Genomic DNA, 20,165 nt, shown 5'->3' on the forward strand with positions numbered 1-20,165 from the left:
ACACCCCCACCCCCCGCCCCCCAACGCGGAGGGCGCCCCCGCTACGGCCACCCGCTCCCCACCGACGCTGTTTAATGAGCGGGAGACCAGCGTTATCTACACCACCTGTATCGTCGGCAGCGTCAGTTGTTTATAAGAGACAGCGCTGACCCTGTCCTGACCACCCGGCGGGCCGGCGGGGGAACCTCCCGGCCGGCCCGCTCCGCACCCGGGGGTTCCGCACCGTGCGCAGCAGCAGCAAGCCGTACCTGATCCTGCCCGTCCTCCTGAGCGCCTTCCTCGTGCTGCTCGGGGCCCCTCCGCCGGCCGCCGCCGCCGAGAACGGCGAATGGGCCGTCTACCCGGCCACCCCGGCCGCCGCCAAGCCCGGCAGCCGCCCGTACTTCTACCTCTCGCTCGACCCCGGCACCTCGCTCACCGACCGGGTCACCGTCACCAACAAGACGGCCGCGCCGCTCAGCTTCCGGCTGTACGGCGCCGACGCGTACAACACCGACCGCGACGGCGGCTTCGCGATCCGCACGCGGACCGAGAAACAGACCGGGACCGGGGCGTGGATCACGCTCGAACGGACCCGGATCACCGTCCCGCCGCGCTCCGCCGTCACCGTGCCGTACACCCTGACCGTCCCCGCCGACGCCGACCCCGGCGACCACCCCGGCGCCGTCGTCGCCCTCGACGAGCGGATCAGCGCCGGCGGGCAGGGCTCCGTCGCCGTCGGCGTCCAGCGGGCCGTCGGCGCCCGGGTCTACCTGCGGGTCAACGGGCCCACCGTTCCCGCGCTCGGCCTGGAGGACGTCACCCTCGCACAGGACCGGCCGCTCGTGCCCGGCGTCGGGAAGAGCGGCGCCGTCGTCTCGTACACCCTCCACAACCGGGGGAACGTCACCCTCAACCCCAAGGTCGCCCTCCGGGCCGAGGGGCTCTTCGGCCGCACCCTCCTCGCCCGCGACCTCACGGGCGTCCCCTCCGAGCTGCTGCCCCGGCAGAAGATCCGGCTCACCGAGCGGTGGAACGGCTCACCGCAGTTCGACTGGGGCGACGTGACCCTCACCGCCACCGCGAAGGACGTGAAGGAAACGGCGGAGGTGTCCTTCCTCGCCGTGCCCTGGCTCGCCGCCGCCGTCCTGCTCATCGGGGGTGCGGGGGGCGTCGTCGCCCTGCGGATGCGGCACCGCCGGGCGGCCTCCGAGGCACCCGACGAGGCCCCGGCCGACGACCTGGTCGACGCCTGAGAGCGCGCCGAGACCACGCTGGGAGCGCGCTGAGCGCGTACTGAGTACGTGAGGCGGGCGCTCATCGGGGACAATGGCCCCCATGAGCGCTCGCAACCCTGAAACCGAAGCCGTCCACCGGGCCGGCTTCGCCTGCTTCGTCGGCCGCCCCAACGCGGGCAAGTCCACCCTCACGAACGCTCTGGTCGGCCAGAAGGTGGCCATCACCTCGAACCGGCCGCAGACCACCCGGCACACCGTCCGCGGCATCGTGCACCGCCCGGACGCGCAGCTGATCCTGGTCGACACCCCCGGCCTCCACAAGCCGCGCACGCTCCTCGGCGAGCGGCTCAACGACGTCGTGCGCACCACCTGGGCCGAGGTCGACGTGATCGGCTTCTGCCTGCCGGCCGACCAGAAGCTCGGCCCCGGCGACAAGTTCATCGTCAAGGAACTCGCCGCGATCAAGAAGACCCCCAAGGTCGCGATCATCACCAAGACCGACCTGGTCGACTCCAAGACCCTCGCCGAGCAGCTCATCGCCGTCGACCAGCTCGGCAAGGAGCTGGGCTTCGAGTGGCAGCAGATCGTCCCGGTCTCCGCCGTCGGCGACAAGCAGGTCCAGCTCGTCGCGGACCTGATCATCCCCCTCCTCCCGGAGTCCCCGCCGCTCTACCCGGAGGGCGACCTCACGGACGAGCCCGAGCAGGTCATGGTCGCGGAGCTGATCCGCGAGGCCGCGCTCGAAGGCGTACGCGACGAGCTGCCGCACTCCATCGCGGTCGTCGTCGAGGAGATGATCCCCCGCGAGGGCCGCCCCGCGGACCGGCCGCTGCTCGACATCCACGCCAACGTGTACATCGAGCGCCCCAGCCAGAAGGGCATCATCATCGGCCCGAAGGGCAGCCGCCTCAAGGAGGTCGGCATGAAGTCCCGCAAGCACATCGAGGCCCTCCTCGGCACGCCGGTCTTCCTCGACCTCCACGTCAAGGTCGCGAAGGACTGGCAGCGCGACCCGAAGCAGCTGCGGAAGCTGGGCTTCTAAGGCTTCCAGTGCTTCTAGCGCCTACGCGCCTTCTTTGAGGACCCTCGTCACGAGGGTCCTCTGTGCTTCCGTCAGGCGGGGGTCGCAGCAGCGGATGGTGTGGCCGTCGATGGTGATCTCGTAGGAGAAGCCGTCGGGGACGGCCCGGAGGTCTCCTTCGCCGTCCGCCAGGACGGTCGCGGCCAGGGAGCGGAGGGCCGGGTCCGTGACCTCGACCTCCGCCGACCGCTCGATGCCCGCGAAACCACCCGTGCGTCGCACTCGAATCCGCATGGGACCTGTCTACCAGCCCGGTCCGGGTCAGGTCGTGGGTACGCCCACGGTCGTCCAGGCGCGGTGGACGACCTTGACCTCCTCGCCGTCGCCGAAGCGGGCCTTCGCCGCCGCGACCGTGGCCGCCGCGAACTCCGAGAAGCGGGTGTCGGGGGTGAGCGTCCCGCCGGTCATCACGTCGTACCAGATCCGCCCGGCCCGCTCCCACGCGTTGCCCGTGAGGCCGGTCGCGACCAGGTAGAAGGCGTGGTTGGGGATGCCGGAGTTGATGTGCACGCCGCCGTTGTCGCGGTTGGTGCGGACGTAGTCGTCCATGTGGGCCGGCTGCGGGTCCTTGCCGAGGACGTCGTCGTCGTACGCCGTGCCCGGGGCCTTCATCGAGCGCAGCGCCGTGCCTTCGACACCGGCGGCGAAGAGGCCCTCGCCGATGAGCCAGTCGGCCTCCTCCGCGTTCTGGCCGCGCGCGTGCTGCTTCACGAGCGAGCCGAAGACGTCGGACACGGACTCGTTGAGCGCGCCGGACTGGCCGAAGTACTCCAGGTTCGCCGTGTACTGGGTGAAGCCGTGGGCCAGCTCGTGGCCGATGACGTCGACGGGGAGCGTGAAGTCGAGGAAGATCTCGCCGTCCCCGTCGCCGAACACCATCTGCTCGCCGTTCCAGAAGGCGTTGCCGTACTTCTCGTCGTAGTGGACGGAGGCGTGCAGCGGCAGCCCGGCGCCGTCGATCGAGTCGTGCCCGAACGCGTCGAGGAAGAGGTCGAAGGTGGCGCCGAGCCCCGCGTACGCCCGGTTGACGGTGGCGTCGGCGGTCGGCTCCTCGCCCTCCGCCCGGACCCGCTCGCCCGGCAGGTCGGTGCCGTGGCGGCAGTCGTAGACCGTGCGGTGCGGCCGCCCGGCCTCGGCGGCCGCGAGGGTGGGCGCCGCGCCGGGCAGGGGCAGCACCCGGAACGTACGGGCCGCCGCGTCCGCGATCAGGGTGCGGCGCGCGGCGGCGGCGACGGCCGGGTCCGAGGAGTGCGCGAGGTGCTCCAGGAGGTGCGGCGGGACGATCGAGCAGAAGGCCGGCGGCATGGCGGAGGTGTGGGGAGTCATGACCGCAATGTGGCACTGCGTGGTGCCCGTGTCACGGGATGCGACGAGGATTGGCGAAATGGAGTGATGAGTCACCTTCGCGTCTTGACGCGCGGCCCGTCCCGCATACTGAAACAGGACGTCCGGCTCCCGCGTACCTCGGCTAGGGTGACGCCCATCATGCGTTTCGGGCTGCTTCTCCTTAGCTGCCGCGGCGAGGGCCTGTAGTCGTAGGCCGACCCCCTCCCCGCGGGTTATTGGCGTTGCGTTCGACAGTCGGCCGTCCCTCCGTTGGACCCCCGAGGAGCCCTACGCCATGTCTCAGTCGCCTTTCGTCAGCCGCCCGACGCCGATCACCAACGCCACGCACGCGCAGAAGCCGTCCGGGATGCCGATCCACAAGTACGGCCGGTACGAGGCCGTCGAGATCCCCGACCGCACCTGGCCCGAGGCCCGCATCACCCAGGCGCCCCGCTGGCTCTCCACCGACCTGCGCGACGGCAACCAGGCCCTGATCGACCCGATGTCCCCGGCGCGCAAGCGCGAGATGTTCGACCTGCTGGTCCGCATGGGCTACAAGGAGATCGAGGTCGGCTTCCCGTCCTCCGGCGAGACCGACTTCGCCTTCGTCCGCTCGATCATCGAAGAGGGCGCGATCCCGGACGACGTCACCATCTCCGTCCTGACCCAGGCCCGCGAGGACCTGATCGAGCGGACCGTGGAGTCCCTGGTCGGCGCCAAGCGCGCCACCGTCCACCTGTACAACGCCACCGCGCCCACCTTCCGCCGGGTCGTCTTCCGCGGCTCGAAGGAGCAGATCAAGCAGATCGCGGTGGACGGCACCCGCCTGGTCATGGAGTACGCGGAGAAGCTGCTGGGCCCGGAGACGACCTTCGGCTACCAGTACAGCCCCGAGATCTTCACGGACACCGAGCTGGACTTCGCCCTGGAGGTCTGCGAGGCCGTCTGTGACGTCTGGCAGCCGGGCCCGGGCCGCGAGATCATCCTCAACCTGCCCGCCACCGTGGAGCGTTCGACGCCGTCCACGCACGCGGACCGGTTCGAGTGGATGTCCCGGAACCTGACCCGCCGCGAGCACGTCTGCCTGTCCGTCCACCCGCACAACGACCGCGGTACGGCCGTGGCGGCGGCCGAGCTGGCCATCATGGCCGGCGCCGACCGCATCGAGGGCTGCCTGTTCGGGCAGGGCGAGCGGACCGGCAACGTCGACCTGGTGACGCTGGGCATGAACCTGTTCAGCCAGGGCGTCGACCCGCAGATCGACTTCTCGCAGATCGACGAGGTACGCCGGACCTCGGAGTACTGCAACCAGATGGAGGTCCACCCGCGCCACCCCTACGCGGGCGACCTCGTCTACACCGCCTTCTCCGGCTCCCACCAGGACGCCATCAAGAAGGGCTTCGACGCCATGGAGGCCGACGCGGCCGCCCAGGGCAAGACGGTGGACGACATCGAGTGGGCGGTCCCGTACCTGCCGATCGACCCGAAGGACGTCGGCCGCTCCTACGAGGCCGTCATCCGGGTCAACTCCCAGTCGGGCAAGGGCGGCATCGCGTACGTCCTGAAGAACGACCACAAGCTGGACCTGCCCCGCCGGATGCAGATCGAGTTCTCGCGGATCATCCAGCAGAAGACCGACAGTGAGGGCGGCGAGGTCACGCCGGCCGCGATCTGGGCCGTCTTCCAGGACGAGTACCTGCCCAGCACCGGTAACGACGGTTCCGCCTGGGGTCGTATCCAGCTGCGCTCCGGTCAGACCACCTCCGACACCGACGGCACGGACACGCTGACCGTCGAGGCCGTCGTCGACGGCGCCGAGGTCGTCCTGTCCGGCTCCGGCAACGGTCCCATCTCGGCCTTCTTCGCCGCGCTGCAGGAGATCGGCGTGGACGCCCGCCTGCTGGACTACCAGGAGCACACGATGAGCGAGGGCGCCTCCGCGCAGGCCGCCTCGTACATCGAGTGCGCCATCGACGGCAAGGTCCTGTGGGGCATCGGCATCGACGCCAACACGACCCGCGCCTCCCTGAAGGCGGTCATCTCGGCGGTCAACCGCGCCGCCCGCTGACCCTGCGCGCCCCGACTGCCCCGCACCCTCTCCGGAGGGTGCGGGGCAGTTCCCGTCTGTGAGCCGCGTCACTTAGCGGAATCGTTTCAGGTTCGCTTAAGGAAGATCGTGACGGCATGTCGGAATCGGTGCCATATCAGGGGAGTTGACGGCAGATCTGGGCATGGCGGAAGGTCGGCTCGTCCCCTCGGACATCCTCCTTCTCGTACTCCCTGACCTGGAGTTCCGCATGCGCATGCGCACGTCCGCAGCCGTGGCCGCCGTCCTCGCCGTGACCGGCGCGACCCTCGCCTGGGCGCCCTCCGCCTCCGCCGCCCCGGCCGCCGCGGAATGCGTGACGAACCCGCTCGGCACGGCCGGTCTGTACGCGGAGTTCGTCGAGAAGGACTCGGTCCGCCACTCCGACTCCGAGGGCGCGGTCGCGGTCGGCGGCGACGCCACCTTCGGCGACCCGAAGCAGCCCTCCGGCTTCTCCATCGGCCACAAGCTGACCCCCGCCGACCTCGCGAAGCTCCCCGGCGGCCACAGCCTCGTCGTCGGCGGCACGCTGTACGCGAACCAGGTCGTCCTGGACAACGGCACGGGCGTCGCCGGCAAGGTCGTCGACCGCTCCACCAAGGGCCAGGGCTTCGGCGTCGACGGCGACAAGGTCGCCGAGGGCGCCTCCCCGGCCTCCCCGGTCGACTTCGGCAAGGAGTTCGCCTCGCTCCGCGCGCTCTCCACCGGCTGGGCGGGCGTCGCGGCCAACGGAACCGTCGCCAAGGACGGCCTCGGCCTCTTCCTCACCGGCACGGACGCGAAGCTCAACGTCTTCGCCGTCGCCGCCGCGGACCTGCAGAAGGCCGGCGCGATCACCTTCAAGGTCCCGGCCGGTTCCTCGACCCTCGTGAACGTGCTCGGCTCCTCGTACGACATGAGCACCGCGCCCACCTACGGCGTCTACTACCAGGGCGCCGACGGCACGGCCCCGGTCGTCGACGACTACGCCCTCGCGAGCGACGCCTTCGCGGGGATCCGCTCCCGGATGCTGTGGAACTTCCCGCAGGCCGAGAGCGTGAAGAAGAACTACACCTCGTGGCCCGGCACGATCCTCGCGCCGAACGCCAAGGTCGAGATGGGCGGCACCGGCGCCAACGGGCAGCCGTACGGTCCCGGCCACGTCAACGGATCGGTCATCGCCGAGGAGCTCGTCACCGCCCCCGGCGCCGAGACCCACCAGATGAACTTCACCGGCTGCCTCCCGAAGACGACCACCACGGAGGAGGTCGTCCCCCCGAAGCCCCCGACGCCCACCGAGACCTCCGTCCCGACCCCGCCCGCGACCCCGGAGCCGACCCCGACCGAGAGCGAGGGCGGTACGCCGGAGACCCCGGGCACCACCGGGACGCCGGAGACCCCCGAGGCCTCGGAGACCCCCGGGACTCCCGGGGACTCCGCCTCCCCGTCGGCGCCCGGCGAGACCGCCGGGACCCCCGACGCGTCCGTGACGCCCGGCGCCTCCGCGATCCCCGACGGGGCCACCGGAACCCCCGCGCCGTCCGCCACCCCGGAGGGTGATCTCGCGACGACCGGTTCGTCCGTCGGTCCCGGCGTGATCGGCGCCGCCGTGGCCGCGCTCCTCGCCGGCGGAGGCTTCCTGGCCTTCGCAAAGCGCCGCCGCCGCGCCTCCTGAGGCGCCGCCGGGCAGTGACGTGTCTCGGCCATCTCCACGGTGAACTGTCGACGAGGTGCTGACGCCGCATCATGGATGTGGCTAACATCACGCCAACGCCGGCAGTGCAGCCGGGCCGTTGAGGAGGTGCGTGTGCGGTCTGCCCGGAATTCACGTGGTGGGAAAGTGGGCGTCTGCGGAATCCGCACCTCCTGGAACACGATCGGCGACGGCGAGTTCTTCTGCGAGGAGTGCGGCGGCGACCGGAACTACCGGCGGCGCACCGGCCGCCGCAGGTTCGCCGTCCTCGGCGTCCCGGTCCTGCCCAGGGGCTGTACGGGGCCCGTCGTCGAGTGCGCGGCCTGCCACACCCACTTCGGTGTGGAGGTCCTCGAACGCCCGACGACGGCGCGCTTCTCGGCCATGCTCAGGGACGGCGTGCACACCGTCGCCCTGGCCGTCCTCTGCGCCGGGGGTACGGATTCCCGCGCGGTTCTCGACCGGGCCGTGAGCGCCGTCCGGGCCGCCGGTTATGCCGACTGCACGGCCGTCCAGCTCGTCGACCTCGTCGAGGCGCTCGCGGCCGACACCGGCCGCTTCCTGCCCGAGGCAGGCCCCGAGTGCGCCCCCGAGGGCACCCTCCTCGCGATCGAGATCCACGAGGCGCTGGAACCGCTCGCCCCCCATCTCGCGGCCTCGGGGCGGGAGTCGATCCTCCTCGACGCCGCCCGGATCGCCCTCGGCGACGGCGCGTACAGCCCGGTCGAGATGGAGGTCCTCGGGACCGTCGGCACCGCGCTCTCGCTCGCGCCCGACGACACCGTCCGCCTCCTCGCCTCGGCCCGCAAGGTCCCGTAACGGCCGGACGAGCGGCTCAGGGAACGATGTTCTGGTTCAGCCGGAACACGTTGTCGGGGTCGTACCGGCGCTTGACCTCGCGCAACCGGTCGTAGTTCTGGCGGTAGTTGACCCGCACCCGGTCCTGGTCGTCGGTGTCCATGAAGTTCACGTACCCGCCGGCCTCGGTGTGCGGGCGCAGGGCCTCGTCGTAGGCGCGGGTCCAGGCGATGTTCGCCTCGGAGTCCGCCGCCCGGCTCCAGCTGGCGCCGAACGAGTGCGAGAAGACGGCGTCCCGGTAGGCGAACGCGGTCTCCTCGGGCCCCACCTCGTGGCAGACCCCGTCGATCGGGAAGATCGCCGTGTCCGACTCCATCGCCGGCATCGTCTCGCCGTACGCGAGGTGCGCGGCGACGGCGCCCTCGGTGAGCTCCCGGCTGAAGTTGCCCTTCCAGTAGTGGTAGAGCCCCGGGGGGAGCTGCTCGTCGAAGAGGGTGTTGATCACCGGGTACGGCATCCGCTCCATGAACCGGCCGACGACCGGACCGAGCGTGTCCAGGCGGGCGAGGACCTTCTCGTCCTCGGACTCGGGGCCGGTGAAGCAGGTGAACGCGGCGCAGATCGGGCGGCCGTGCCAGCGCTCGGGCAGGAACGGTTCCTCGGGGCCGAGCGCGATCACGAAGATCGTGTTGAGCTCGACGGGCGCGTCCGCGTTCATCGCCTGCCAGGCGCGGGCCACGTCCCCGTCGAGCGGGTAGCAGGTGAGCCCGGCGAAGACGTCGCCCACGGGGTGCAGCCGGAACACGAGCGAGGTCGCGACCCCGAAGTTCCCGCCGCCGCCGCGCAGCGCCCAGTACAGGTCGGGATTCCGCTCGGCGTCGCAGCCGACGAGCGTGCCCTCGGCGGTGACGACATCGGCGCCGATCAGGTTGTCGCAGCTCAGGCCGTACCGGCGGGCGAGATGGCCCATGCCGCCGCCGAGCGTCAGGCCGCCGACACCGGTCGTGGAGACCACGCCGCCGGTCGTGGCGAGGCCGAAGGCGTGGGCCGCGTGGTTGAAGTCGCCCCAGGTGGCGCCGCCCTCGGCCCGGGCCGTACGGGCCTCCGGGTCGACGCGGACGCCCCGCATGCGGGACAGGTCGACCACGAGGCCGTCGTCGACGGTGCCGTGCCCGGCGACCGCGTGCGCACCGCCGCGCACGGCGAGCGGGAGCGCGTGCTCCCGGGCGTACAGCACCGCCGCGATCACGTCACCGGCGTCCACGGCGTGGACGACGACGGCGGGGCGGCGGTCGTGCAGGGCGTTGTAGACCCGACGGGACACGTCGTACGACGGGTCGCCGGGGGTCACGACGGTGCCGCGCACGGCACCGCGGAGCGTGTCCAGGGGAGTGGTCGTGGTGGTCATGGTTCCGGTCTAGCCGGGCGGGGGAGCGGGCCGCATCGCCGGAACCGCCCATCGTGGGGCGGGAGCGGGGATGGGCCGTTCACACCACGGACGGGGACGGCGGTACGAGGTCGTGGGCGCACGCGTACGCCGTCGCCGCCGCCCGCGACCCCACGCCCAGCTTCGCGAAGATGTTGTTCAGGTGCCGGGAGACGGTGTGCTCGCTGATGACGAGGGAGTGCGCGATCTCCTTGTTCGTGCCGCCCCCGGCGACGAGCCGCAGGACCTCCGCCTCGCGGGCGGTGAGCCCGCCGGGCAGCCCGTTCCTGTCGTGCTTCCCGCCGGAGAGCAGGGCCGTCGCGCGCCGCGCGTCCGGTACGGCCCCGAGCCGCTCGAAGGCCGTCCGCGCGGCGGCCAGCTCCAGGCGGGCCGCCTCCTCGTCGCCGAGCGTCCGGTCGGCCGCCGCGAGGAGCATCCGTACCTGCGCGGCCTCGTACGGGACGCGGAGGTCGAGCCACCCGGCCAGCGCCCGGCGCAGGAGCCGCAGGGCGGGGCCGGTGCGGGTCTCGGCGAGCGCGACCGCCCCGAGCGCCGTTTCCGCCGTCGCCCGCAGCAGCGGTACGTCCCCGGCCGCCGCGGCCAGCGAGTCGAGCGCGGCCGCCGCCTCCGCGGCCCCGGCGACGTCCCGGACGGCGAGGGCCACCTCCGTACGGGCGGAGAGGAGGCGGGCGCGGCCGAGGAGGTCGGGGCCGTGCTCGCCCTCGCAGGCCAGGGCGAGCGCGATCCCGGCGACGGCGGCGTCCGCGCGGCCCTGCGCGAGGCGCAGCAGCGCCAGGCCCGGCTGCGGGATCCTGCCGAGTTCGTGGGCGTGCCCGTACGAGACGGCGGCCTCGTCCAGACGGCCCTGGCGGCGCTGGACGTCCCCGGCTGCGTAGTACGCGGCGGCCGCCGACTCCAGGCAGTCGACCGGGACCTCCCGGCAGGCCTGCCGGGCCTCGGCCTCGGCGGGGGCCCAGACGCCGAGGAGGTCCAGGACCTCGACGCGGTGGGCCCGGCAGACCCCTCGGAAGGGGTTCTCCCCGGCGGGCGCGCACCAGCGCATCGCCGCGTTCGTCCACTCCACGGCCCGGCCGAGGTCCGCGCACTCCATGCACTCGGTGATCGCCAGGCAGTACAGCCAGCCGGTGAACGCCTCGCTCAGCTCGCCCGCCGTCACCGCGCACATCGCGTCGTCGAGCGCGCCGAGCGCCTCGGCGCGGCGGCCCTGGGCGAGGAGGGCGGCGGATGTGGCCTGGCGGGCGAGCGCGAGGAGGTCGGGGTCGCCGGAGGCGAGGCTGGCCATGCGGGCGGCCTCGGCGAGGGCGGCGGCGTGGTCGCCGCGCGCGGTGGCCTCCCCGGCGTCCGTCCAGGCGAGGAAGGACTGCTCGGGGCAGGGCGGCAGCTCCGCGAGGTGGTGCCGGGCGCGGTGCAGCCAGCCGGCCGCGGCGGCGGGGCGGCCCAGGGCCTCGTACTCGTACGACAGCCACCAGGCGGCCAGTCCGGCGCCCCGGTGGTCGTTGGCGGCGAGGCAGGCGGCGTGGGCGCGGAGGCGCGCGGTGACGGACTCCTCGACGTGCCCCGACCACCAGGCGGCGTCGGCGAGCGCGAGCAGGTCCTCGCCGGTCTGGGCACGGGTGGGGTGCCGGTCCTCGGCGTGCAGCAGCGCGTAGGACCCGGAACCGGCGGTGGGGGGTGCGGGTGCCGTGGGTGCGGACATGCTTTCGCCCCTTCCCTGTCCTTTCAGCCTAGGACGGGGAAGGGGCGAAAGCACTCAGGTGACTACTTGATCGCGCCGCTGGCGCGCAGCATGTCCTCGCGCTCGACGATCTTGATGCGCTCGCGGCCCTCCGGCTCGCCCAGCGCCTTCTCGGCGGCGTCGAGGGCGTACCAGCCCTCCCACGTCGTGTACGTGACGCCCTTGCCCTCCAGGAAGGACACGACCGCGTCCGTCTCCGGGGCCTCCGGCGTCAGCAGGCGGCCGTTCGCGAAGTCGTCCAGGAGGTTGGCGACGGTCTCGTTCGCGTCGCCCTTGGTGTGGCCGATGAGGCCGACCGGGCCGCGGCGGATCCAGCCCGTGCAGTACGTGGAGGCCATGGGCTCGCCGGACTCCTCGATCACGCGGCCGCCCTGGTCGGGGATGGTGCCGGTCGTGGTGTCCCACGGGATCTTCGGGAGCTCGTCGGAGAGGTAGCCGACCGCGCGGTAGACGGCGGAGACGTCCCAGTCGGTGGTGGTGCCGGTGCCCGTGACGTTGCCGGTGCCGTCGAGCTCGGTGCGCTCGGTACGGAGACCGACGACCTTGCCGTCCTCGCCGAGGATCTCGACGGGCGACTCGAAGAAGTGGAGGAAGAGCTTGTGCGGGCGGTCGCCGACGTCGCGGATCGCCCAGTTCTCCAGGGTCTTGGCGACCATGTCGGTCTGCTTGTTCTTGCGGCGCTCGGCGATCGAGCCCTCGTCGTAGTCGATGTCCTCGGGGTTGACGATGACCTCGATGTTCGGCGAGTGGTCGAGCTCGCGCAGCTCCATCGGGCTGAACTTCGCCTGCGCGGGGCCGCGACGGCCGAAGACGTGGACCTCAAGGGCCTTGTTGGCCTTCAGGCCCTCGTAGACATTGGCCGGGATCTCGGTCGGCAGCAGCTCGTCCGCCGTCTTGGCGAGGATGCGGGCGATGTCGAGCGCCACGTTGCCGACGCCCAGGACGGCGACCTTCTCGGCCTCCAGGGGCCAGGTGCGCGGGACGTCCGGGTGGCCGTCGTACCAGGAGGCGAAGTCGGCCGCGCCGTACGAACCGTCGAGCTCGACGCCGGGTATGCGGAGCTCGCGGTCGAACATGGCGCCGGTGGAGAAGACCACCGCGTCGTAGAAGGAACGCAGGTCGTCGAGGTGGACGTCCGTGCCGTAGTTCACGTTGCCGAAGAGGCGGACCTGCGGCTTGTCGAGGACCTGGTGGAGGGCGTTGACGATGCCCTTGATGCGGGGGTGGTCGGGGGCGACGCCGTACCGGATGAGGCCGAAGGGGGCCGGCATCCGCTCGAAGAGGTCGATCGACACGCCCGGCTCGGCGGCGGCCTCGGACTTCAGCAGCGCATCGGCGGCGTAGATTCCGGCGGGGCCGGCGCCGACGATCGCGACCCGGAGGGGGCGGGGCATGACTGGGTTCCCTTCGCAAGCGACGTGGCGGCGAAGCCGCCGACACTTAGGTCACCCTAAATAACTTCTGGCGCGGAGCGGTACCCGGGCCCGGTCTATGGACTCATAAGGCGAACTTATGGGGTCTATAAGGGGGGCGATGAGGGGGCTCGCCGCGACGGGTCAGGCGCCGTCGAGGCCGAACAGCATCAGGACCGCGCCCGTGACCGCCAGGGCGAGGAGGCCGAGACCGAAGAGGCCGGCGAACCCGATCCCGAGGAGGCGGGGCACCCGCTGACCCGTGGACCGGAGGGCGACCACGCGCCCGGGGTCCCGGGGGTCGTAGGCGGCGTCGACGGTCCACGCGCCGCCGGGCTTCGTCACGAGCCGTTCGAGTCCGTCGGCATCCCGGTAGGCGTACCTGTTCGTCTCGCCCGGGACGCGTGCGGCGGAGACACGCACGCCGTGCCGCCGCAGGTACCGCTCACGGTACGGGGCGTACGAGGCCAGCGCGCACCCCGCCAGGATCAGCAGCCCCAGGGTGCCGATCACGACGATCCCGGTGGCGGCGGCGATGTCGGAGGCGGGCCCCGTGACAGCCGCCGCCACGGCCAGCGCGACGATCACGAGAACCCCGTACAGCAAGGAGTGCTTGACCGTGCGCCGGAGCCGCCGCTGCTGGAGATCGCCGCCGATGCGGATCCCCGCCATGTAGTCCGTCGCGTCGATCTGCTCGGGCGTCTCCGGCAGGACCGCGTTCACCGCGTCCGCGAAGGCCGCGACGGAGGCCTCGTCCGCCCCCTGGAAGCGGTACACCGCCGGTACGGCTCCGGCCGCGGCCGTCAGCTCGATGGTGAGGGCCCGCCCCTCCGCGCGCAGGTGTGCGACGGCCTTCAGGTAGACCTGCATCTCCTCGAAGGGCCCCCGCACGAGCAGGATGTCCCGGTCTACGCGCGCGCCGGTGCCGTCGGGGCCCGCGAGGGCGGGTATGTGCGGGGTGATCGGCATGGTCGTGATCGTAAGGGCGGGACGGCGGGCGGTGAAGCCCTAGACGTCCGCGAGGATCAGGGCCATCAGCCCCACGCACAGGAGCGCGACGAAGCCGCAAAACATCCCCGCCGCGTTGAACAGCCGCTCCGTCAGCGCCGGGCGCAGCGCCACGACGTCCGCCGGGTCCTCCGGGTCGTACGCGACCTCCAGGTACGGCCCGCCACCGAAGTTGATGATGGCGCGCATCATCCCCGTCCTGTCGGGATAGATGAACGACCCCGGCAGGTTCGCCGGCCGGGCGAACTCCTTGACGCCGTGCTTGCGGATGCCCCGCTTGTGCAGCCACTCCACGAACTCCTGCCCGCCGGCGATGGAGAATCCGACGGCGAGGCCCGTGACGAACACGAACACCGGCGGGTAGTACGCGCCCTCGGTCGCCGCGCCCACTGCCGCCAGGAGCACCATCACCACGACGGCGCCGAGCATCAGCCACTTGACGTGCCGCGCGTGCCGCAGGGCCCAGCGCGTCTTACGGGTGTCGCAGACGACGAGGGACAGACCGTCGACCTCCTCCTCCGGTTCGAGGAGCAGGGAGTTGACGCCGTCGGCGAAGGCGACGGCCCGCCGATCGTCCACGCCGTCGATCCGGAACACCCCCGGTACGGCCCCGGCGCGCGCCCGCAGCTCGACGACGGCCGAGCTCCCCTCGGCCCGTACGCGGGCGACGGCCTTCGCGAGGATGGTGATCTCCTCATGGCGCGTGCGCAGGAGGAGTCCGTCATCGATGGCGGTGAGGTTGGTGCGGTCGTTGCCCGTGAGGACGGGTATGGACGAGAGGATCGACATGGCGGAGAGGGTAAAGGCTGTGTGAGCGACTGGTGAAGGGCGTTTCCGTCAGTCCGTCAGGGACGTGACGGCCAGCCACCCGATCGCGTACAGCCCGCCGCCGGCGAGGCCGCACCCGATGACGGCCATGAGCGCCATCATGCAGCGGACGTAGAGCCCCTCCCGCTGGACCGCGACCTTCGGGTCACGCGGGTCGTAGGACAGCTCGAACCGGTCCCCGCCCACGTTGTTGTTGTGGGTGTGCGAGGCACCGGTGGTGTCCGTGTAGCGGTACACGCGTGTGTTGTTGGTGAAGTGGGAGAACTCCGCCACCGTCGTGATCCCGTGCTTCGGCAGGTACCACATGCGGTACAGGCCCTGCCCCATGAACCACACCAGGAACACGCCCAGCGCGGCGAACAGGAACGCCGGCCAGAACAGCCCCGCGTACCCCCAGTGGCCCGCCACGCCCAGGAACACGTCCAGCCCGACGACCGGAACGGCGGCGACGGCGGCCAGGAGCCGGCCGTCACGGCGCCGCGCCGGGGCGCCGAAGACGCTCCTGACGACGAGCGTCCCGCCGTCGAGCGCCCTTTCGTCCGGCAGCGCCGCGGAGACCGCCGCCGCGAAGGCGGTGGCGGCGGCCTCGCTGACGTCCGTCACGCGGTACGAGGCCGCCTCGGCGCCCTCCGGCGCGGTGAGCTCGACCGTGACCGTCCGCTGCGCGGCATGGACGCGCGCGATGGCGGCGAACGGTATGTGAAGCTCCTCGCGCGCGCGGCGGAGCGTCACCGCGTCGTCCTGGCAGCGGAGTACGACGTCGCCGCTGCCGCGCAGGACGAGCGTGGGGAGCCCTGTCGTCACCCGGCGATACCGGCGACGAACACGGACCAGGCGGCGGCGGGGACGACGAGGACGGGGCCGGTGGGGTTCTTGCTGTCGCGGACAGGAACGACACCTGGGGTGTTGTCGAGGACCTCGACGCAGTTGCCGCCGTCGCCGTCGCTGTAGGTGCTCTTGCGCCAGCTGGTGTTGCTCAGGTCGTACTCGCGCATCGTCTGAAGTTCTCCGCTGTGGATTCGATCAGGGCCAGGGACGCCGCAGGGGGCAGGGTGGAGACCTTGAGCAGATCGTAGGCATACTGCGCGCGCTTCACTACGGACGGATCCTCGATGAGCGTGCCCGAAAAGCTCGTCTCCGTGTAGGCGGCCGTGGGCTGGTCCTCGAACTCCATGAGTCGAAGCATGCTGCTCATGGACGCGTGCGCGCCCACTGAGCGGGGAATCACGGTGACAAGGGCCGTCCTGTCCCTGGCCAGCGTGGCGATGTGCTCCAGCTGTTCGGCCATGCCCGCCGGGCCGCCGACGGGGGTCAGGATCGTGTTCTCGTGGAGTACGACCCACAACTCGGGGCTTGTAGGGCCTTTGAGAATCCTTGCCCGGTCGACTCGTGCGGCGACCGAGTCCTCGATGTACTCCTCCGAGGCGAGTGGGTGTCCCGCCGTTGTCAGCGCCCGCGCGTACCCCGCCGTCTGCAGCAGACCGGGGACCAGGAGCGGGGAGAACTCGAACAATCGCGTCGAGATCGCCTCAAGCTCCGCCGCGGGCTGGAAGTACGAGGCGAAGCCCGCCTTGTTGATGAGTCGGCGCCATGTCCGCTCGAAAAGGTCGCCGGTTTTCAGGGCTTCGTCGATTCGTACTGACACGTCCAGTTGTGGCTTTCGAATTCCCTGCTCGAACAGTCCGATATACGTGCCGGATACGGAAGCCTGTCCGGCCAGTTGCCTCTGTGTGAGGCCCGCCGCCTCGCGATAGTCCTTCAGGAGCTCCCCGTAGAAGCTCCATGCTTCCTGCTGTCCAATCGTGGCCAAGGGTTAACTCCTCATCGCTACAACACAGTTGTAGGGCCTGCGCGTCTGCCGATTCTACGGATCCCGCCCCACCCTGGAGAGGCGAAGCCGGAAATGGATTCAGAAAGGCATACGTTGGTGAAGGAAGACATCATGAAGACGACCCCGGGGACACTCGAAGACGCACAAGCGGCCGTGACGGAATTGCGCGAGGCGCTGGCCAGGGCGGGAATCACACTGCCCTCGCTCGGGCTCGACGTCGTCACTCTCGCCGCGGACCCCCCGAGGCCGCTCGTGGAATTGGGATGCTGCACGGCGGAGACCGCTCGGCTGATCGCCGCGGCGCTGCCGGCAGGGGAGGAGGGCGAGGTATGACGTTGCCCATCGGGTCGTACGTCGTGGAGATCCGGACCGGACGGGTCGGGACGGTCATGGGGCATGAGGGCCCGTACATCCAGCTCCGTGGCATCGGCGGCGGGCGCGAGTGGGACGTGGAGCCCGACGGCGTGCGCGAGGCGACCTCGGCGGAGCGGCTGAGCGCCGCCACCGCGCACGTGAATGCCCGGAGCCGGGGCGAGGTCCCCTAGGACCTAGGAGCCGCCGTGCCCTCGGCGGATCTGCTGGACCTCCTTCGTGAGTGCCCACGCGTCCGCCACCGGGCCCAGGTGGGCCAGCTTGTCGGGGTTGAGGACGGCTCGGATCGTCTGGATCCGGCCCTCGGCGAAGTCCAGGGCGATGGTCTGGAGGACCTTGCCGTCCCGGTCGCGGTAGACCGCGCCGGGCTGGCCGTTGACCTCGTGCGGCTCGCAGGTGACGTCGATGGCGAGGAGCGACGGGAAGACCGTGCCGAGGAGCCGGGCCACGTTGTCCGCGCCCAGGATCGTGCGGGCGAAGTTCGGCGCCTTGCCGCCGCCGTCGCCGACGAGCTGGACGTCGGCGGAGAGGAGGCCGCGGAGTCCGTCGACGTCGCCGTTCTGGAGGGCGTCGAAGAAGCGTGCCGCCAGCTTCTGGCGTTCCTCGCGGTCCGCCGCGAAACGCGGGCGGCCCTCGTGCATGTGGCGCCGGGCGCGTACGAGCAGCTGGCGGCAGGCCGCCTCCGAGCGGTCGACCGCCTCGGCGATCTCCGCGAAGTCGAAGGCGAAGACCTCGCGGAGGAGGAAGACGGCCCGTTCGAGAGGGGTGAGGCGTTCGAGGAGGAGCAGGGACGCCATCGACACCGAGTCGGCGAGTTCCGCCGCGCGGGCCGGGTCCTCGTACGGGTCGGAGAGCAGCGGCTCGGGGAACCAGGGGCCGACGTACTCCTCCCGCCGTACGCGCGCGGAGCGCAGCACGTCGATCGCGAGGCGGGTGACGGTGGTGGAGAGGAACGCCTTGGTGTTGTCCGGCCTGGTCGGGGAGGCGTCGAAGCGCAGCCACGTCTCCTGGACGGCGTCCTCCGCCTCGCCGACGCTGCCCAGGATGCGGTAGGCGATCGAGAAGAGCAGCGGACGCAGCTCTTCGAACTCCTCGACCTTGCTCATGTCACGGCCCCCTTCGTGTCGTTCGCGATCTTGTCAGTGGAACTGGCCGGGGACGTAGTCGCCCGCCGGCTGCTGCGTGATCACGTTCAGACGGTTCGCGAGGTTCATGAACCCGATGTGCAGGACGAGCGCGGCGAGCTGCTCCTCGTCGTAGTGGAGGGCGGCCCGTGCCCAGACCTCGTCGCTGACGCCGCCGGCCGCGTCGGCGGTCCGGGTGCCCTCCTCGGCGAGTTCGAGGGCGGCCCGCTCGGCCTCGGTGTAGACGGTCGCCTCGCGCCAGACGGCCACCAGGTTCAGCCGCTGCGCGGTCTCGCCCGCGTGGGCCGCGTCCTTGGTGTGCATGTCGACGCAGGCCGCACAGCCGTTGATCTGGCTCACGCGGAGGGCGACGAGCTCCTGCGTCGCGGCGGGGACCGTCGAGTCCTTGACCGCCTTGCCCGCCGCCATGAGGTGCTTGAAGGCCTTGCCGAAGGTCGGGTTGGTGAAGAGGTTCAGTCGGGCGTCCATGGCGTGTGCTCCTGATCTGTGTCCGTCGGAGTGGCTTCACCCTTGGGACGAGACAGGGCACGCGCCTGTGACACGGGCGCGTGTGACCTGGGTCTCCCCGGGGCTCCTCGCGCCGGGCTGTCGTACCCGTACGGGAGAATGGCCGCATGAGTCTGTTCCGCGACGACGGCATCGTGCTGCGCACCCAGAAGCTGGGTGAAGCGGACCGCATCATCACGCTCCTCACGCGCGGTCACGGCCGCGTACGCGCCGTCGCGCGCGGCGTGCGCCGGACGAAGTCGAAGTTCGGCGCGCGGCTCGAACCGTTCTCGCACGTGGACGTGCAGTTCTTCGCCCGGGGGAGTGAGCTGGTCGGACGCGGGCTGCCGCTCTGCACACAGAGCGAGACGATCTCGGCGTACGGCGGGGGCATCGTCACCGACTACGCCCGGTACACGGCGGGCACCGCCATGCTGGAGACGGCGGAACGGTTCACCGACCACGAGGGCGAGCCCGCCGTCCAGCAGTACCTGCTGCTCGTCGGGGGTCTGCGGACCCTCTCCCGGGGCGAGCACGCCCCGCACCTCATCCTGGACGCCTTCCTCCTCCGCTCCCTCGCCGTGAACGGTTACGCGCCGAGCTTCGACGACTGTGCGAAATGCGGTCTTCCCGGCCCCAACCGGTTCTTTTCGGTCGCCGCGGGCGGAGTCATCTGCGGCGACTGCCGGGTCCCCGGAAGCGTCGTACCCTCTGCGGAGGCCATCGGCCTGCTCAGCGCGCTGCTCACCGGCGACTGGGCGACGGCGGACGCGTGCGAGCCGCGTCACGTCAGGGAGGGCAGCGGGCTCGTGTCCGCCTATCTGCACTGGCACCTGGAGCGCGGCCTGCGCTCCCTGCGGTACGTAGAGAAAAGCTAGGAGAGAGCACTCATGGCCATCGGACGCATCCTCGGGCGCCAGCGTCGGGAGTACGCCACCCCCGAACCGCACCCCTCCGGCGCCCGCCCGCCGAAGCTCCCGGCCGAGCTCGTGCCCGAGCACGTCGCGATCGTCATGGACGGCAACGGCCGCTGGGCCAAGGAGCGCGGTCTGCCGCGCACCGAGGGGCACAAGGTCGGCGCCGAGCAGGTGCTCGACGTCCTCCAGGGCGCGATCGAGATGGGCGTCGGCGCGATCTCGCTGTACGCCTTCTCCACCGAGAACTGGAAGCGCTCGCCCGAGGAGGTGCGCTTCCTCATGAACTTCAACCGTGACTTCATCCGCAAGACCCGCGACCAGCTCGACGCGCTCGGCATCCGGGTCCGCTGGGTCGGCCGCATGCCGAAGCTGTGGAAGTCGGTGGCGAAGGAGCTCCAGGTCGCGCAGGAGCAGACCAAGGACAACACCAAGCTCACGCTCTACTTCTGCATGAACTACGGCGGTCGCGCCGAGCTCACGGACGCGGCGCAGGCGCTCGCGGAGGACGTGAGGGCCGGAAAGCTCGACCCGGCGAAGATCACCGAGAAGACGATCCAGAAGTACCTGTACTACCCGGACATGCCGGACGTCGACCTCTTCCTGCGGCCCAGCGGCGAGCAGCGCACCTCCAACTACCTGATCTGGCAGAGCGCGTACGCCGAGATGGTCTTCCAGGACGTGCTGTGGCCGGACTTCGACCGCCGCGACCTGTGGCGGGCGTGCGTCGAGTACGCCTCCCGCGACCGCCGCTTCGGCGGGGTCGACCCGGCGGACCTCGCCGTCCTCGACAAGGCGTAGGGCTCC

The 20,165-nt window shown here is 71.3% G+C and carries 21 protein-coding genes; 9 read left to right on the forward strand and 12 right to left on the reverse strand.

The features are described 5' to 3' along the window. Positions 1-224 precede the first annotated feature (224 nt). Both ACFC0Z_RS18020 and era read left to right on the forward strand, forming a co-directional pair. Positions 225-1,235, forward strand: coding sequence for a WxL protein peptidoglycan domain-containing protein (locus ACFC0Z_RS18020; protein WP_376438509.1), 1,011 nt, complete (start codon positions 225-227; stop codon positions 1,233-1,235). A gap of 73 nt (positions 1,236-1,308) precedes the next feature. Further along, positions 1,309-2,259: a GTPase Era gene (gene era, locus ACFC0Z_RS18025; protein ID WP_376438512.1), complete on the forward strand. Its 951-nt coding sequence runs from the start codon at positions 1,309-1,311 to the stop codon at positions 2,257-2,259. A gap of 21 nt (positions 2,260-2,280) precedes the next feature. Here the strand turns inward: era and ACFC0Z_RS18030 are convergent, their stop codons facing one another. Together ACFC0Z_RS18030 and ACFC0Z_RS18035 are read right to left on the reverse strand one after the other, a co-directional pair. Further along, positions 2,281-2,532, reverse strand: coding sequence for a protealysin inhibitor emfourin (locus tag ACFC0Z_RS18030; protein ID WP_376438515.1), 252 nt, complete (start codon positions 2,530-2,532; stop codon positions 2,281-2,283). Between the two features lie 27 nt (positions 2,533-2,559). Next, on the reverse strand, positions 2,560-3,624 hold the full coding sequence (locus ACFC0Z_RS18035; protein WP_376438518.1) for a M4 family metallopeptidase: 1,065 nt from the start codon (positions 3,622-3,624) through the stop codon (positions 2,560-2,562). A gap of 295 nt (positions 3,625-3,919) precedes the next feature. Here ACFC0Z_RS18035 and leuA point away from each other — a divergent pair, with 295 nt between their 5' ends. The 3 genes from leuA (at position 3,920) to ACFC0Z_RS18050 (ending at position 8,201) form a co-directional block, all read left to right on the forward strand. Beyond that, complete coding sequence (leuA, locus tag ACFC0Z_RS18040) at positions 3,920-5,692, forward strand: 2-isopropylmalate synthase (protein WP_376438521.1); 1,773 nt, start codon at positions 3,920-3,922, stop codon at positions 5,690-5,692. A 229-nt stretch (positions 5,693-5,921) separates the two neighbouring features. Beyond that, complete coding sequence (locus ACFC0Z_RS18045) at positions 5,922-7,364, forward strand: choice-of-anchor A family protein (RefSeq protein ID WP_376438523.1); 1,443 nt, start codon at positions 5,922-5,924, stop codon at positions 7,362-7,364. A 132-nt stretch (positions 7,365-7,496) separates the two neighbouring features. After that, positions 7,497-8,201, forward strand: coding sequence for a TerB family tellurite resistance protein (locus tag ACFC0Z_RS18050; RefSeq protein ID WP_376438526.1), 705 nt, complete (start codon positions 7,497-7,499; stop codon positions 8,199-8,201). 16 nt (positions 8,202-8,217) lie between these two features. Here the strand turns inward: ACFC0Z_RS18050 and ACFC0Z_RS18055 are convergent, their stop codons facing one another. The 8 genes from ACFC0Z_RS18055 to ACFC0Z_RS18090 all read right to left on the reverse strand — a co-directional run bounded on the left by ACFC0Z_RS18055 (position 8,218) and on the right by ACFC0Z_RS18090 (position 16,420). Beyond that, the gene (locus ACFC0Z_RS18055) at positions 8,218-9,588 is read right to left on the reverse strand and encodes an FAD-binding oxidoreductase (protein ID WP_376438529.1); all 1,371 of its coding nucleotides are present in this window, start codon (positions 9,586-9,588) and stop codon (positions 8,218-8,220) included. A gap of 79 nt (positions 9,589-9,667) precedes the next feature. Continuing rightward, entirely contained in the window at positions 9,668-11,323 is a 1,656-nt protein-coding gene (locus ACFC0Z_RS18060; protein WP_376438531.1) for a LuxR C-terminal-related transcriptional regulator, read from the reverse strand. Positions 11,324-11,385: 62 nt separating this feature from the next. Next, positions 11,386-12,756 (reverse strand): FAD-dependent oxidoreductase, encoded by a 1,371-nt coding sequence (locus ACFC0Z_RS18065; protein ID WP_376438534.1) that lies wholly within the window; start codon positions 12,754-12,756, stop codon positions 11,386-11,388. Positions 12,757-12,918: 162 nt separating this feature from the next. Further along, complete coding sequence (locus ACFC0Z_RS18070) at positions 12,919-13,743, reverse strand: hypothetical protein (RefSeq protein ID WP_376438537.1); 825 nt, start codon at positions 13,741-13,743, stop codon at positions 12,919-12,921. Positions 13,744-13,782: 39 nt separating this feature from the next. After that, positions 13,783-14,571 carry a hypothetical protein gene (locus tag ACFC0Z_RS18075; RefSeq protein WP_376438540.1) on the reverse strand — a complete coding sequence of 263 codons (789 nt, stop codon included), beginning with the start codon at positions 14,569-14,571 and terminating at the stop codon, positions 13,783-13,785. A gap of 48 nt (positions 14,572-14,619) precedes the next feature. After that, positions 14,620-15,414, reverse strand: a complete 795-nt coding sequence (locus ACFC0Z_RS18080; RefSeq protein ID WP_376438541.1) for a hypothetical protein — start codon at positions 15,412-15,414, stop codon at positions 14,620-14,622. After that, positions 15,411-15,605 carry a DUF397 domain-containing protein gene (locus ACFC0Z_RS18085; protein WP_376438544.1) on the reverse strand — a complete coding sequence of 65 codons (195 nt, stop codon included), beginning with the start codon at positions 15,603-15,605 and terminating at the stop codon, positions 15,411-15,413. Before ACFC0Z_RS18085 ends, ACFC0Z_RS18080 begins: the two co-directional genes overlap by 4 nt. After that, entirely contained in the window at positions 15,587-16,420 is an 834-nt protein-coding gene (locus ACFC0Z_RS18090) for a Scr1 family TA system antitoxin-like transcriptional regulator (protein WP_376438547.1), read from the reverse strand. Before ACFC0Z_RS18090 ends, ACFC0Z_RS18085 begins: the two co-directional genes overlap by 19 nt. A 132-nt stretch (positions 16,421-16,552) precedes the next feature. Here ACFC0Z_RS18090 and ACFC0Z_RS18095 point away from each other — a divergent pair, with 132 nt between their 5' ends. Both ACFC0Z_RS18095 and ACFC0Z_RS18100 read left to right on the forward strand, forming a co-directional pair. After that, positions 16,553-16,774, forward strand: a complete 222-nt coding sequence (locus ACFC0Z_RS18095) for a hypothetical protein (RefSeq protein WP_376438549.1) — start codon at positions 16,553-16,555, stop codon at positions 16,772-16,774. Beyond that, the gene (locus tag ACFC0Z_RS18100) at positions 16,771-16,986 is read left to right on the forward strand and encodes a hypothetical protein (RefSeq protein ID WP_360801733.1); all 216 of its coding nucleotides are present in this window, start codon (positions 16,771-16,773) and stop codon (positions 16,984-16,986) included. Before ACFC0Z_RS18095 ends, ACFC0Z_RS18100 begins: the two co-directional genes overlap by 4 nt. A 3-nt stretch (positions 16,987-16,989) precedes the next feature. Here ACFC0Z_RS18100 and ACFC0Z_RS18105 read toward each other — a convergent pair whose 3' ends face one another. Together ACFC0Z_RS18105 and ACFC0Z_RS18110 are read right to left on the reverse strand one after the other, a co-directional pair. Then, complete coding sequence (locus tag ACFC0Z_RS18105; RefSeq protein ID WP_376438552.1) at positions 16,990-17,919, reverse strand: RNA polymerase sigma-70 factor; 930 nt, start codon at positions 17,917-17,919, stop codon at positions 16,990-16,992. 33 nt (positions 17,920-17,952) lie between these two features. Continuing rightward, positions 17,953-18,426, reverse strand: coding sequence for a carboxymuconolactone decarboxylase family protein (locus ACFC0Z_RS18110; RefSeq protein ID WP_376438555.1), 474 nt, complete (start codon positions 18,424-18,426; stop codon positions 17,953-17,955). A gap of 146 nt (positions 18,427-18,572) precedes the next feature. Here ACFC0Z_RS18110 and recO point away from each other — a divergent pair, with 146 nt between their 5' ends. After that, positions 18,573-19,322, forward strand: a complete 750-nt coding sequence (gene recO / locus ACFC0Z_RS18115) for a DNA repair protein RecO (protein WP_376438558.1) — start codon at positions 18,573-18,575, stop codon at positions 19,320-19,322. 12 nt (positions 19,323-19,334) lie between these two features. Beyond that, positions 19,335-20,159: an isoprenyl transferase gene (locus ACFC0Z_RS18120; RefSeq protein WP_376438560.1), complete on the forward strand. Its 825-nt coding sequence runs from the start codon at positions 19,335-19,337 to the stop codon at positions 20,157-20,159. Positions 20,160-20,165: the final 6 nt, after the last annotated feature.

Source organism: Streptomyces sp. NPDC056144 (assembly GCF_042264145.1).
In the GTDB taxonomy this organism is placed as follows: domain Bacteria; phylum Actinomycetota; class Actinomycetes; order Streptomycetales; family Streptomycetaceae; genus Streptomyces.